Genomic DNA, 13,573 nt, shown 5'->3' with positions numbered 1-13,573 from the left:
CAGATCCGGTCAGTTGCGAAGCGCGAGCAGCGAGCCCGCGAGCGTCAGCAAGGCAGCGAGCAGAAGGGCTAGCGTGATCGGCTCGCCCAGCACCGCGGCGCTGAGTGCGACGCCGAGCACGGGCGAGAGCAGGAGAACCTGGCTTGCGGTCGACACTGGCAGGCGCTCGAGCGCATTGGCCCAGGCACGGAAGCCGAGGATGGTCGGCACCAGCGCGTTCCAGGCGAGGATCGCGGCAAGCTGCGCGGTCGGCGCGGTGGTGCGCGTCTCGAGGAGCGCCGCAAGCACCACCATCACGATCGCGGAGGGGCCGAGCTGGCCGGAGACCTGGCTCCACATCCCGCTCCGCCAGACGCGGCGGCGGTAAAGCAGCGCGCCGGCAGCCCACGCCCAGGTGCCGACCAGTGCGAGGGCGGAGCCTTCCAGGGCGGCCCGCGTCGTCCAATCCATCGCCCAGGGTGAGAACAGCACCGCAAGCCCCGCAAGCCCAAGCACGGCAGGCAGCAGCGCCGGGCGGCCAGCACGCTCCCCCGCAATGGCCGCGCCGAACAGCATGCTCCACACCGGCATCGTGTAGGCGATCAGAACCGTCCGGCTCGCCTCGACACGGGTGAGGGAGAGCGTGCTGCACGCCGTCATCACGCCGACCTGAAGCAGCCCGGTGACGGCGATGGCCGCACGCTCGCCCCTCACCGGCAACAGCGCTGCCGGCCCACGGCGAAGCGCGAGCCAGAGGCCGAGGGCGATCGCTGCGAGCCCGTAACGCGCGGCGTTGAAGCTCCACGGCCCCATGTCGTCGAGGCCAAGCTTCACCCAGGTGTAGTTGCCGCCCCAGGCGAACACGACGAACGCAAGGTTGGCGGCAGGCATCGCGCCGATCCCCCCGCCTTTCTCCGCTGCTCGCGACACCTGCATCCTCCAGCGGCCGCCAGAACGGCGGCGAAAAAATGATGGAACATTTTCACGCGGCTTGTAAGCTCCCGTGAAGCAGCGGGGATGGCGGAGACAGCATGCGCGTCGGGATCGAGGTTGGCGGCACGTTCACGGACCTGGTGGCGATCGCGGATGGGCGCGTGACGGTGCTGAAAGTGCCGTCGACGCCGAAAAGCCCCGATATCGGCGCGTTCAACGCACTCGCCGAAAGCGGCATCCCCATCCCCTCGATCACCGAGCTCGCGCACGGCTCGACTGTCGCGACCAATGCGGTTCTGGAACGGAAGGGGTTTCCCACCGCCTTCGTCACCACCGCTGGCTTCCGCGACATCCTCGCATTGCAGCGCCACGGCCGGTCGCGCATTTACGACCTGGCGTACCACCAGCCACCGGCAGTCGTGGATCGGCGTTCGAGTTTCGAGGTGAGCGGGCGCATCCTCGCCGACGGCAGCGTTCTCACAGCCCTCGACCTCGCCGCGGCGGAGCGTGACCTCGTTCCCGCGCTCGCCGCCGGGGGCTATCGTGCCATCGCGATCTGCCTGCTCAACGCCTACGTAAACCCCGCGCATGAGCAGGCGCTGAAGGCACTGATCCGCGCGCACCTGCCTGGCGTGCACGTCACGGTCTCGTCGGATGTCACCCGCGAGTTCCGCGAGTTCGAGCGTGCCTCGACCGTGACGCTGTCGGCCTACGTCCAGCCGGTGATGGACGGCTACATCGCCCGCTTCGCCGAGCGGCTGAAGGAGCACGGCTTCGCCGGGCGGTTCAGCGTGATGCAATCGAATGGCGGGCGCGTGCCGGGCGAGGCGATGCGCGAGAACGCCGTCACGGCACTTCTCTCCGGTCCTGCCGCTGGCGTCACGGGTGCGGCGCGCCAGGTGGCGCGATCGGGCTACGGCAACCTGATCACCCTCGACATCGGCGGCACATCGACCGATGTCTGCGTCGTCGCTGACGGTCGGCCCCAGCTGACCAATGAATTCATGATCGATGGCCTGCCGGTGCGCATCCCGGTCGTCGATATCAACACGGTGGGGGCGGGCGGCGGCTCGATCATCTGGGTGGACGAGGGCGGCATGCTTCGCGTCGGGCCGCACTCCGCCGGCGCCGATCCGGGCCCTGCCTGCTACGGCCGCGGCGGCACCGTGCCGACCATCACGGATGCGCACGTGGTGCGGCGAACGATGCGGGCTGATGCCTTCCTCGGCGGGCGGATGCGGATCGATGCGGACGCCGCGCGCACCGCCCTCGCCCCGATCGCGGAACGCTTCGGCATGAGCATCGAGGAGGCCGCCGACGCTGCCGTCAGGGTCGCGACCGCCAACATCGTGCGCGCGATCCAGCTCATCTCGACGGAGCGTGGGCATGATCCGCGCGACTACGTTCTCGTTCCCTATGGCGGGGCCGGGCCGCTGCACGCGGCGGACGTGGCGCGCGATCTCGGTATCCGCACCATCGTCGTGCCGCCCTCGGCCGGCATCATCTCGGCCTACGGGCTGCTCGCGTCGGATTTCTCGCAGTTCGACAGCCGCACGCTGCGCGCGGCGGTGGACGACACGGCACCTGCGGTCGTGCGCGAGACCTTCGACGCGATGCGCGAACGTGCTGTTGCCCGCGCCCGCTCCCTCGGCCTCGACGGTGAGCTCGCGCTCGAATTCACCGCCGACATGCGGTTCGTGGGCCAGGCCTTCGAGGTGCCGGTGCCGCTGCCGCTCGACAGCCTCGCGACCCTCACGGCGGCCGATCTCCGCGCGCGGTTCGGCGCGGCGCACCAGAAGGTGTACCATTTTGGCGCCGCATCGGATCGCCCGGTCGAGATCGTCTCGTTCCGCCTCGGCCTGATCGCGCCGCAGGAGGATGCCCCACGGCTTTCCGAACCATCGGGTACTGCGGGAGAGGACCGCGCGATCGAGCTCTACACCGACCGCGCCTGGCGGCAGGGAACGCTCCTCTCGCGCGGCTCGCTCGTGCCTGGCCGCAGCGTCACGGGCCCCGCGCTGCTTGACGATTCAACCTCGACGCTGCTGCTTCCCGACGCCTGGCGGGCGGAGCGCGACGCTGCCGACAACCTCATCCTCACGCGGGAGACACGCGATGCTTGAGCGACTCGGCACCAGCGCAACGGGTGAGGCGCTCGACCCCGTCGACCATGCGGTGATCAGCCAGGCGCTGATCGCCGCGGCGCGCGAGATGGGGGTGAAGCTCGTCCGCTCCGCCTACTCGACCATCATCCGCGAGGCGCAGGATGCCTCCGCCTGCCTGTTCGACGCTGAAGGAAATGTCGTCGCGCAGGCCGAGCTGATCCCGATGCAGCTCGGCCCGATGTCGGAGATCTTCCGCTCCTGTGCGGCGGCCTTCCCGGTCGAGCGGCTGGTCGACGGCGACTTCTACATCACGAACGATCCCTACTCCGGCGGCCAGCACCTGCAGGACGTGTTCATCTACTCGCCCATCTTTCTCGATGGCGTGCTGATCGGCTTTTCCGGCACTGTCGCGCACCATCTCGACCTTGGCGGCGGCAACCCGGGCCTCACGCCGGATGCGGCGGACGTGCACGCCGAGGGGCTGATCATTCCGCCGACTCGCTACAGCTTCGCGCGCGACTGGGACGATGGCGGCGGGCTGCAGCGGCTGGTGGCGGCCAACATCCGCGTGCCGCACCAGACGATCGGCGATTTCAACGCACAGTTCGCCGCGAACGCGATCGGGGCCGACAGGCTGCGCGAGCTCTTCCGCCGCTACGGCACCGCGACCGTGCGCCGCTCGATGGCCGAGCTGCTCGACTATTCCGAACGCCGCGCCCGCGCAGCGATCACCGCGATCCCCGATGGCGTCTACACCGGCGAGGATGCGGTGGATGACGATGGGCTCTCCGACACGCCGCTTGCCGTGCGCGCGACCGTGACCGTCGCGGGCGATACGATCTCGGTCGACTATACCGGCACCTGCGCGCAGGTGCGGCGCAACCTCAACTGCCCGTTCGCCTCGACGATCTCCGCCGCCCTCTCCGCCATCAAGTCTGCGCTGACAAGTGCCGACATTCCCTTCAACGAGGGGCTGAAGCGACCGATCCGCATCACCGCGCCGAAGGGCTCGCTGCTCAACCCGCATTATCCGGCGCCGGTTCGCGCACGGATGGAGGCCGGCTACCGCGCCTACAACGCCGTGCTGAAGGCGCTTGCGCAGGTGGTCCCCGAGAAGGTGATCGCCGGCGGCAACGACACGACGCATGTCACCTCCGTCTCGCATCTCGAGGATAACCGCTACAAGGTGTACCTCGAGATCTACGGCGGTGGCTGGGGTGCGACGGTCGGGCGCGATGGCGGCGACGGGATCGATTCGGCGCTGTCGAACTGCACCAACACGCCGGTCGAGGCGACCGACATGGACTTCGACCATTTCCGCATCGTCGGCTACGGCCTCATCCCCGACAGCTGCGGCCATGGCCGCCAGCGTGGCGGGCTCGGCCTCTACCGCCGCTTCGAGATCCTGAAGGATGGCGTGAACTTCGCGATCTACGCCGATCGTTTCCGCCTCGCCCCCTACGGCCTGTTCGGCGGCACGGAGGGAGAGCGTGCGCGCTGCGAGGTGGTGCGGGACGGCCGCGTCATCACCGTGCGCAGCAAGGACACGCTCGAACTCATGAAGGGCGATATCCTCACGCTCTACACGGCAGGCGGCGGCGGCTACGGCCCCGCGGCGGAGCGCAGCGGCGAGGCGATCGCGGCCGACATCGCGCAGGGCTACGTGACCGAGGCGGCCGCGCGCGCGGCCTATGGCAGGACCGGCTGACGCCCGTGACGAAAGCGGGCGGGGGCTTCGCTGTCGGCATCGATATCGGCGGCACCTTCACCGATGTCGTCTGCACCGACGGCGCGCGCAGCACGATCTTCAAGCTGCCATCGACGCGTGATGACCCGAGCCGTGCCGTCGCTGCCGCACTCGCACGGCTGGCCGATGAGCATGGCATCGCTTCATCCGCGATCACCCGTTTCTGCCACGGCACCACCGTTGCGACGAACGCGGTGCTCGAGCGCAAAGGGGCGACGGTCGGGCTGATCGCCACCGAAGGCTTCGCCGACATCCTCGAACTCGGCCGGCAGATGCGGCGGCAGATGTACGACCTCGCGCTGAAGCCCGAGACGCCATCGTGGCTCGCCCCTGGCGCGCGGCGCGTCGAGGTGCGCGAGCGCGTCGCCGCCGATGGCAGCATCGTCACGCCGCTCGACGAGGACAGCGCACGCGCGGCGATCACGCGGCTTGTCGCCGACGGCGTCGAGGCGATCGCCGTGTCGCTGCTGTTTTCCTTCGTCAATGATGCCCACGAGCACCGCCTGCGCGCGCTGATCGGCGAGATTGCTCCCGGGCTTCCGGTCTCGCTCTCTTCCGAGGTCGACCCCGCCTTCCGCGAGTATGAGCGCACCGTGGTGACGGGGTTCGATGCCTATGTGAAGCCGCGCGTGGCCCACTATCTCGCCGGCATCGCCGATGCGCTCGCCGCGCGCGGCGCGCCGTGCACGCTTGCCGTGATGCAGTCGCGCGGCGGGCTCGCCGGCACCGAGACGGCGCTGCGCCGGCCCGTGCGGCTGTTCCTCTCGGGCCCTGCCGCGGGGCTTCTCGGTGCCGCGTCCGTTGCGGCAGCGGTTGGCATCGGCGACATCATCGCCATCGATGTCGGCGGCACCTCGAGCGACATCGCGCTCGTCGAGGGCGGCAGGCCTTCCGTGCGGCAGGAGATGTCGGTCGACGGATACGCCATCCGCGTGCCGACGCTCGACGTCGTCTCGATCGGTGCGGGCGGCGGGTCGATCGCCTGGGTCGATGGCTCCGGCGGCCTGCGCGTCGGCCCGCGCTCGGCCGGTGCCGAGCCCGGGCCCGCCTGCTACGGCCGCGGCGGGACGGACGCGACCGTGACGGATGCGTCACTCGCCCTCGGCCTGCTCGACCCGGACGGGTTCGCGGGCGGGCGCATCATGCTCTCCCCGGCAAGGGCAGCCCAGGCGGTGGCGGATGTCGCCGGCCGTGTCGGGCTCACGCCCGAGCAGGCGGCACTCGGCATCCACCGCGTGGTGAACGCGCAGATGGCCGATGGCATCCGCCTCGTGTCGATCCGGCGCGGCATCGATCCGCGTGGCTTCACGCTTGTGCCGCTCGGCGGCGCAGGTGGCATCCATGCCGCGGCACTCGCGGAGGAGCTTGGCATCACGCGCGTTCTCGTGCCGCGCTTTCCCGGCGTGCTGGCCGCTGCCGGGCTGCTCGTCGCACCCGTCGCGCACGAGGTCTCGGCTGCCTTCCACGCGCCGCTAGCGGCAGTGAACGCAGAGGACGTCAGCGGCGTTCTCGCGACACTCGATGCGCGCGCGGCGGCGCTGATGGCGGCCGACGGCGTCACCCCGTCCGACGCCACGATCCGCCACGAGGCCGACATGGCCTATGTCGGGCAGAGCCACACCCTCGCCGTGCCGGTCGATACCGCCGCACCGCTTGCCGGCCTTGCGGCGCGGTTCGAGGCGGCGCACGCGCGCATCAACGGCCACGCCACGGGGGCCGCGGTGAAGATCGTCAATCTCCGCACCGTGCACGAGGCGACGGCGCCGATCGTCGTCCCTACCGCCGCGCCGGAACCGGGACCCTCGCTGGTGGCGGAGCGGCAGGCGCGGCTTCCCGGCATGGACCGCGCCGCACCGGTACCGGTGCACGCCCGCGCGAGGATCGCAGAAGGTGCGGCGATCGCCGGCCCCGCCGTCATCGCGCAGGAGGATACGACCACCCTCGTTCCGCCTGGCTGGACCGCACGCGCGCTCGCCTCAGGCGCACTTCTCCTCGTGCACGGAGAGCCGTGATGAACATGGAACGGTTCGACCCCGTCACGCTCGAGGTCATCCGCAACCGCCTCGACATGATCGCGGAGGAGATGCAGCTCACCCTGCTGCGCTCCTCCTGCTCGCCGATCGTGAAGGAAGGGCTCGATGCCTCGGCGAGCCTGTTCACCGTCGATGGCGTGACGCTGGCGCAGGCCTGCGCGATCCCGATCCATCTCGCCACGCTGATCCCCGCCGTCGCCGAGATCACCCGCCGCTTCCCGACCGAGGCGATGCGCGAGGGCGACATCTACCTGCTGAACGATCCCTATGCCGGCGGCACGCACCTGCCCGACATCGCGCTCGTCGTTCCGGTGTTCACGGCCGGGCGGATCATCGCGCTGGCCGCGACCATGACGCACCACCAGGACGTCGGCGGCCTCGCGGCAGGCTCTGTGCCGACGAACGCGACCGAGATCTTCCAGGAAGGGCTTCGCCTTCCCGCGGTTCCCTGGGCAAGGGCCGGCGTGTTCGACGAGACGTTGACGTCGGTGCTGCGGGCCAACGTGCGCATCCCCGATGTGTTCATCGGCGACCTTCATGCCCAGGTCGCTGCCTGCCGCCTCGGGGCGGCGCGGTTGGCGGAAGCCGCCGCGCGGCATGGCGACAACACGCTGCTCACCGCCTTCGGCCTGCTGATCGACCGCTCCGAGGCGATGACGCGCGCAGCGCTGCGCGCCATGCCCGAGGGCACGTGGCAGGCGGAGGACTGGCTCGACAATGACGGCATCGCGCTCGACGTTCCCTTGCGCATCGCCGTGACGGCGACGGTACGCGACGGCACGATCCATTTCGACCTCACCGGCTCGAGCCCGCAGGCACGCGGGCCGGTGAACGCGGTTCCCTCGGGCAGCCTGGCCGCTGCGTGCTTCGCCGTCCGCGCCGTGACCGATCCGGCGATCCCGAACAATGGCGGCTGCTTCCGCCCGATCTCGCTCACGCTGCCCGAAGGCTCGATCGTCAACCCGCGCATGCCGGCGCCGGTCAACGCACGCTCGGCCACGATCAAGCGCATCACCGGCTGCATGCTTGCCGCACTCGCCGGTGCGGTGCCCGACCGCATGCCTGCCCCCTCGGCAGGTGAGCTGCTCGTCATGGCCTTCGGCGGGCATTGGGCGGATGGCAGCGCCTTCGTCACCGGCGAACTGCTTGCCGGCGGCAGCGGCGCCGGTCCAGGCTATGACGGCGTCGATGCGATCGAGACGGATGCGACCAACTGCATGAATCTGCCGGCAGAGGCGATGGAGCTCGAGGCCCCGATCCGCGTGCGGCGATGGTCGCTCCGCCGCGGCTCCGGCGGCGACGGCACATTCCGCGGCGGGCTCGGCCAGGTGAAGGAGTACGAAGTGCTGTCGACGATCGCCGCCCCCCTCTCCTTCTCCCATCGGGGCGAGCGGCATGCGATCGCGGCCTCGGGCCTCGCGGGCGGTGGGCCCGGGGCACGCGCGGTCTCCGTCATCACCCGCGCCGATGGCACGACCGAGACGATTGCGTCCAAGCGCGTGACGACACTCGCGGCGGGCGACCGCGTGGTGGTCGAGACGGCAGGCGGCGGTGGCTGGGGCGAGGCTGCGCGGCGCGATTCGGCACGGCGGGATGAGGATGCGGCAAACGGCAAGATCGTCCTGGAGGGCTCTGCATGATCGAGCGCGCCGTGCGTGGCCTTGCGATCGTGCTCGCCTTGTTCGGCGGCGTCGTGGTGCTGCTGATGCTGCTGCAGACCGTGGCAGACGTTGCGATGTCGAACTTCGCCGGACAGCCGATCCCCGGCAATCTCGAGATCATCTCGCTCTACCACATGGTGGCGCTGGTTTTCCTGCCGCTCGCCTTCGTCGAGATGCGGCATGAGCATATCTCGGTCGATCTCGTGGTGCGGCTGCTGCCGCGCGCGGCGCAGCGGGTGATCCTCGTCGGCAGCTATCTCGTTTGCGCCGGGTTCTTCGGCATCCTGTTCTACCAGACGCTGCTCGACGCGCTCGCCTCCTGGCGGATCGGCGAGATCACGATGGGGGCAATCTACGTCACCATCTGGCCGGCGAAATTCGCGCTGCCCGCGGGGTTTGGCGCGATCCTGCTGATGGTGCTGCTGCACGCCTGGAAGGCAGCGACCGACAGGGACTTCAATCCCGTGCCGGCCAATCCCACCACCGCCGACGATCCAGCCTGAGCCGCGCATGGACAGGGTCGCGATCGGCTATCTGGCGATCACCGCGGGGCTTGGGCTGATCGCGCTGCGCGTGCCGATCGGCGTCGCGCTCGGCGTCGTCTCGTTCTTCGGCATCGCCGCGATCCTGAACATGACGGCGGCGTGGGGCATCGTGACCGCCGTGCCATTCAACTTCGTCGGTGACTGGAATCTCACCGCCATCCCGATGTTCCTGCTGATGGGCTATGTCGCGGCATCGACTGGGCTTTCGCGCGGGTTGTTCCGCGCCATGCGCATCGCCCTGTCGCGATTGCCCGGGGGGCTCGCGGTCGCCTCCGTCGGTGCCTGCGCGCTGCTCTCGGCGGCCTCCGGAAGCTCGGTCGCCACGTCCTCTGCCTTCGCGCGGATCGCCACACCCGAAATGCTCCGCTACCGCTACGACCCGGGGCTGGCGAGCGGCGTGGTCGCCGCTGCCGGAACGCTGGGGTCGATGATCCCACCCTCGATCCTGATGGTGCTCTACGGCTACGTCGCGGAAGTCTCGATCGCGAAACTGTTCATGGCAGGGTTCCTGCCGGGATTCCTGACCGCCGGCATGTTCGCCGCGATGATCATCGTGCGCGTGATGCTGAAGCCCTCACTCGCGCCGCCGGTCGACGAGAGCTTCACGCGCGAGGAGAAGCTCGAGGCGCTGGCCGAGATCTGGCCGCTGCCCGTGCTCATCATCGCCGTTCTCGTCGGCATCTTCGTTGGCATCTTCACGCCGACAGAGGCAGGCGCGGTCGGCGCGTTCCTCGCCATCGTGCTCGCCTGGGCGCGGGGGATGCTCAGCCTCGCCGCGCTGAAGGACGGGGTGCTGAACACGCTCACCGGCACGGCCGGTATCTTCATGGTGGTGATCGGCACCGTGCTGCTCGCGCGCCTCATGGCGCTCTCGGGCGTTCCCGGCCATATCGCCGGCGGGCTGATGGCGCTGGGCGGCAGCCAGCTCACCGTCATCCTGATGGTCTCGGTGCTCTACCTCATCCTCGGCTGCTTCCTCGATTCGATCGGCATCCTGCTGCTGACGCTGCCGATCGTCCTGCCGGTCGCACGACAGGCGGGGATCGACCTCATCTATTTCGGAATCATCCTCGTGAAGCTGCTGGAGATCGGGCTGGTCACCCCGCCGGTCGGCCTCAACGTCTATGTGATGAAGGGCGCACTGGGCAACCTCGTGTCGCTGCCGACGATCTTCCGCGGCGTCACCTGGTTCGTCGCGACCGATGTTGTCACGCTGGTGATCCTGATCGCCTTCCCGATCATCTCCCTCCTCCTCCCTGGCATGATGGGATGATACGATGACGCAACGCCCCGTGGTCGTCTCCGCCGTGCAGATCACGGCCGTCGATGGCGAGAAGGACCGCACCGTCGAGAAGATGCTGGGCTTCATCGACACGGCCGGACGTCGCGGCAGCACGCTCGTGGTCCTGCCCGAGCTCTGGACGGGCTTGGGCTTCTCCGACGAGACGGGCTATCGCGACATCGCCGAGCCGATCCCCGGCCCCGTCACGTCGCTGCTGGCCGAGAAGGCGCGCGCATACGGCATGTGCATCGCAGGCTCGATGTACGAGGCAGCCCCCGATGGCCGCTACCACAACGCCGTGCCGCTGATCGGGCCGGCTGGCGACATCCTCGGCCTCTACCGCAAGACGCATCTCTTCGACGCACCGAACCGGCCCGACATTCCGCCAGGCATCGTCGAATCGAAGAAGGTCGCTGCCGGCGACAGGCTCGACGTGTACGGCACGAACCTCGCGCGCATCGGCCTCTCGGTGTGTTCCGACCTGCGCTTCCCGGAGGTGTATCGCGAGATGGCGCTCAAGGGGGCCGAGATCCTCGTCTGTGCCTCGGCGTTCCTGTCGCCGCGCTACGATCACTGGGAGTTCTTCCTGCGTGCGCGCGCGACCGAGAACCAGTGCTTCGTCGTCGCCTCGGGCCAGTACGGCAAGGAGCCGAAATCCGGCCTCGCCTTCGTCGGCCGGTCGATGATCGTCGACCCGTGGGGGGTGATCGTCGCCACCGCATCCGACGACGAAGGCGTGGTGACAGCGGAGATCGACCTCGGCTACATCGAGACGGTGCGCGAGCGCTATCCGCTGATGCGCCAGCGCCGGCCGGAGCTTTATTCGGTGCTCGGCGGTCGCGCGTGACGACGACGCTCCCGGCTGCCGCCGACGTCGTCATCATCGGCGGCGGCATCGCGGGATGCTCCGTCGCCTATCACCTCGCGAAGGCGGGCTGCCGCAACGTCGTGCTGCTGGAGCGGCGGGAGCTGACATGCGGCACCACCTGGCACGCAGCGGGCCTCGTCGGCCAGCTTCGCGCCACGCTGACGATGACGCGCATCGCGCAGTACACCGCGGGCCTGCTGCCGCTGCTCGAGGATGAGACGGGCCAGGCGACGGGGTTCCGCCAGAACGGCTCGATCAGCATCGCCACCAATGCCGAGCGGCTTGAGGAACTCAAGCGCGGCGCCTCCTCCGCCCGCGCCTTCGGTGTCGCGATCGAGGTGGTGACAGCCGATGACATCGCCCGCCTCTACCCGATCCTGAACCGCGATGACGTGGCCGGCGGCGTCCACCTGCCGAAGGATGGGCAGACCAACCCGGTCGACACCACCCGCGCGCTTGCGGCGGGTGCGCGGAAGCATGGGGCGCGGATCATCGAAGGTGTCACGGTGCGCGGCGTGCGCGTCGAGGGTGGCCGCGTGACCGGCGTCGAGACCGATGTGGGAACGATCGCTACGCCAGCGATCGTCAATGCCGCGGGCATGTGGGCGCGCACGCTTGCCGAGCGTGCGGGCGTCGCGCTGCCGCTGATGGCGTGCGAGCATTTCTATGCGGTGACGGAACAGGTACCGGGCCTTCCCGGCTCGCTGCCCGTGCTGCGTGACCTCGACGGCCGCCTCTACGTGAAGGAGGAGGCCGGCAAGATCCTGTTCGGCTGCTTCGAGGAGACCGCCAAGCCCTGGGGGCTCGATGGAATCCCCGAGGATTTCTGCTTCGACGAGCTGCCGCCCGACCTCGACCATTTCATGCCCGCCGTGGAACGGGCGCTGCATCGTATCCCGGCGCTCGATGGCGTCGGCATACGCACCTTCTTCAACGGGCCGGAAAGCTTCACGCCCGACAACCGCTATTACCTCGGCGAGGCGCCGGAGGTGGGAGGCTACTACGTCATCGCCGGATTCAACTCGACGGGCATCCAGTCAGGTGCAGGGGCCGGCAAGCTGCTCGCAGAACTGATCCTCGATGGCGCGCCGAGCATGGACATCGGCGATGTCGACATCCGCCGCGCGATGCCGGAACAGGCCTCCCTCCCCTACCTTCGCGCGCGGGTGTCGGAATCCCTCGGCTGGCTCTACGACATGCACTGGCCGTTCCGGCAGGCCGAGACGATGCGCGGCCTCCGGCGCTCCGCCCTGCACGATGCGTTGGGCGCGGCGGGGGCCTGCTTCGGCGAGGTGGCGTTGTGGGAGCGGCCCAACTGGTTCGCAGCACCTGGCGAGAACCCGGCCTACGCCTATTCCTGGGGGCGGCAGAACTGGTTCCCCCGCGCGGCGGAGGAGCATCGCGCCGCGCGCGAGGCGGCAGCGTTGTTCGACCTCTCCTCCTTCACCAAGCTTCGCGTCGCCGGCCCCGACGCCTGCGCGCTGCTGCAACATGTGTCGAGCGCCGACATCGCAGGACCCATCGGCACGTCGCGCTACACGCTTTGGCTCAACGAACGCGGCGGCATCGAGACTGACCTCACCATCATGCGGCTGGCGGAGGATGCGTTCCTGGTCATCACCGCCGCCGCGCATCGGGTGCGCGACACCGCCTGGCTGCGCCGGCACATGCCCGAGGGCGCGCGCGTGACGGTCACTGATGAAACCGATGCTCACGCCGTCCTCGGCCTCGCGGGACCCGCGAGCCGCGCGATCCTCGGCGCGCTGACAGATGCCGACCTCACGGCGCCCGCCTTCCCCTTCGGGGCCTGCCGCACCATCACCGTCGCCAACAGGCCCGCGCTGGCGGCGCGGCTCAGCTACACCGGAGAGCTCGGCTGGGAGCTCTATGCCGCCCCCGCCGATGCGCCCTCCCTGCTCGCCGCGCTGCGCGAGGCAGGCGCGCCGCACGGGCTGCGGCTCGCAGGGTTCCACGCCCTCGATTCGTTGCGGCTGGAGAAGGGCTTCCGCCACGCAGGCGCCGACATGGGGCCGCTCGACACGCCGGCCGAAGCCGGTCTGGGCATGCTCTGCCGCTTCGCCAAGCCTGGGGGATTCATCGGGCGCGAGGCGTTGCTCGCACGCAAGGGCGAGAGGCCGCAGCGGAAGCTGATCCACCTCCGCCTGGCCGATGCAGCACCGCTGCTCTACCACGACGAACCGATCCTGTTGCGTGATCGGATCGTCGGACGGGTCAGCTCAGGCGCCTATGGCCACACGCTGGGTGCTGCCGCGGCACTCGGCTGGATCGACTGGACGGCGGAGACGGAGTCAGCACTCGGCGGCGAAGGCTGGGCGGTCGAGGTCGCCTGCGTGCCCGTGCGCGCCGCGACCTCGCCCCGCCCCTTCCACGACCCCGAGGGGCTGCGCCTCAGGAGCTGA

The 13,573-nt window shown here is 69.7% G+C and carries 9 protein-coding genes; 8 read left to right on the top strand and 1 reads right to left on the bottom strand.

Annotated elements, in window-relative coordinates; all coding sequences use genetic code 11:
• Positions 1 to 9 precede the first annotated feature (9 nt).
• On the bottom strand, positions 10 to 870 hold the full coding sequence (locus Q0C38_RS16490; protein WP_291298208.1) for a DMT family transporter: 861 nt from the start codon (positions 868 to 870) through the stop codon (positions 10 to 12).
• A 140-nt stretch (positions 871 to 1,010) separates the two neighbouring features.
• On the opposite strand from Q0C38_RS16490, the gene Q0C38_RS16485 reads away from it, so the two are divergent.
• The 8 genes from Q0C38_RS16485 to Q0C38_RS16450 are packed head-to-tail and all read left to right on the top strand — an operon-like array spanning position 1,011 to position 13,573.
• A complete protein-coding gene (locus Q0C38_RS16485; RefSeq protein ID WP_291298207.1) occupies positions 1,011 to 3,035 on the top strand; it encodes a hydantoinase/oxoprolinase family protein in 2,025 nt (674 codons plus the stop codon).
• Positions 3,028 to 4,725, top strand: a complete 1,698-nt coding sequence (locus Q0C38_RS16480; RefSeq protein WP_291298206.1) for a hydantoinase B/oxoprolinase family protein — start codon at positions 3,028 to 3,030, stop codon at positions 4,723 to 4,725. The genes Q0C38_RS16485 and Q0C38_RS16480 overlap by 8 nt, the downstream gene beginning before the upstream one ends.
• A gap of 5 nt (positions 4,726 to 4,730) precedes the next feature.
• Positions 4,731 to 6,776: a hydantoinase/oxoprolinase family protein gene (locus Q0C38_RS16475; protein WP_291298205.1), complete on the top strand. Its 2,046-nt coding sequence runs from the start codon at positions 4,731 to 4,733 to the stop codon at positions 6,774 to 6,776.
• Positions 6,776 to 8,437, top strand: a complete 1,662-nt coding sequence (locus Q0C38_RS16470) for a hydantoinase B/oxoprolinase family protein (protein ID WP_291298204.1) — start codon at positions 6,776 to 6,778, stop codon at positions 8,435 to 8,437. The genes Q0C38_RS16475 and Q0C38_RS16470 overlap by 1 nt, the downstream gene beginning before the upstream one ends.
• Positions 8,434 to 8,961, top strand: a complete 528-nt coding sequence (locus tag Q0C38_RS16465; protein WP_291298203.1) for a TRAP transporter small permease — start codon at positions 8,434 to 8,436, stop codon at positions 8,959 to 8,961. Before Q0C38_RS16470 ends, Q0C38_RS16465 begins: the two co-directional genes overlap by 4 nt.
• 7 nt (positions 8,962 to 8,968) lie before the next feature.
• On the top strand, positions 8,969 to 10,276 hold the full coding sequence (locus tag Q0C38_RS16460; RefSeq protein ID WP_291298202.1) for a TRAP transporter large permease: 1,308 nt from the start codon (positions 8,969 to 8,971) through the stop codon (positions 10,274 to 10,276).
• A gap of 4 nt (positions 10,277 to 10,280) precedes the next feature.
• Positions 10,281 to 11,132, top strand: a complete 852-nt coding sequence (locus Q0C38_RS16455) for a carbon-nitrogen hydrolase family protein (protein ID WP_291298201.1) — start codon at positions 10,281 to 10,283, stop codon at positions 11,130 to 11,132.
• Positions 11,129 to 13,573, top strand: a complete 2,445-nt coding sequence (locus Q0C38_RS16450) for an FAD-dependent oxidoreductase (protein ID WP_291298200.1) — start codon at positions 11,129 to 11,131, stop codon at positions 13,571 to 13,573. Before Q0C38_RS16455 ends, Q0C38_RS16450 begins: the two co-directional genes overlap by 4 nt.

It is taken from the genome of Elioraea sp., assembly GCF_022842375.1.
Lineage (GTDB): Bacteria > Pseudomonadota > Alphaproteobacteria > Acetobacterales > Acetobacteraceae > Elioraea_A.
Note: the sequence above shows the minus strand (reverse complement) of the source record. Positions and strands in the feature narration are given on the sequence as shown.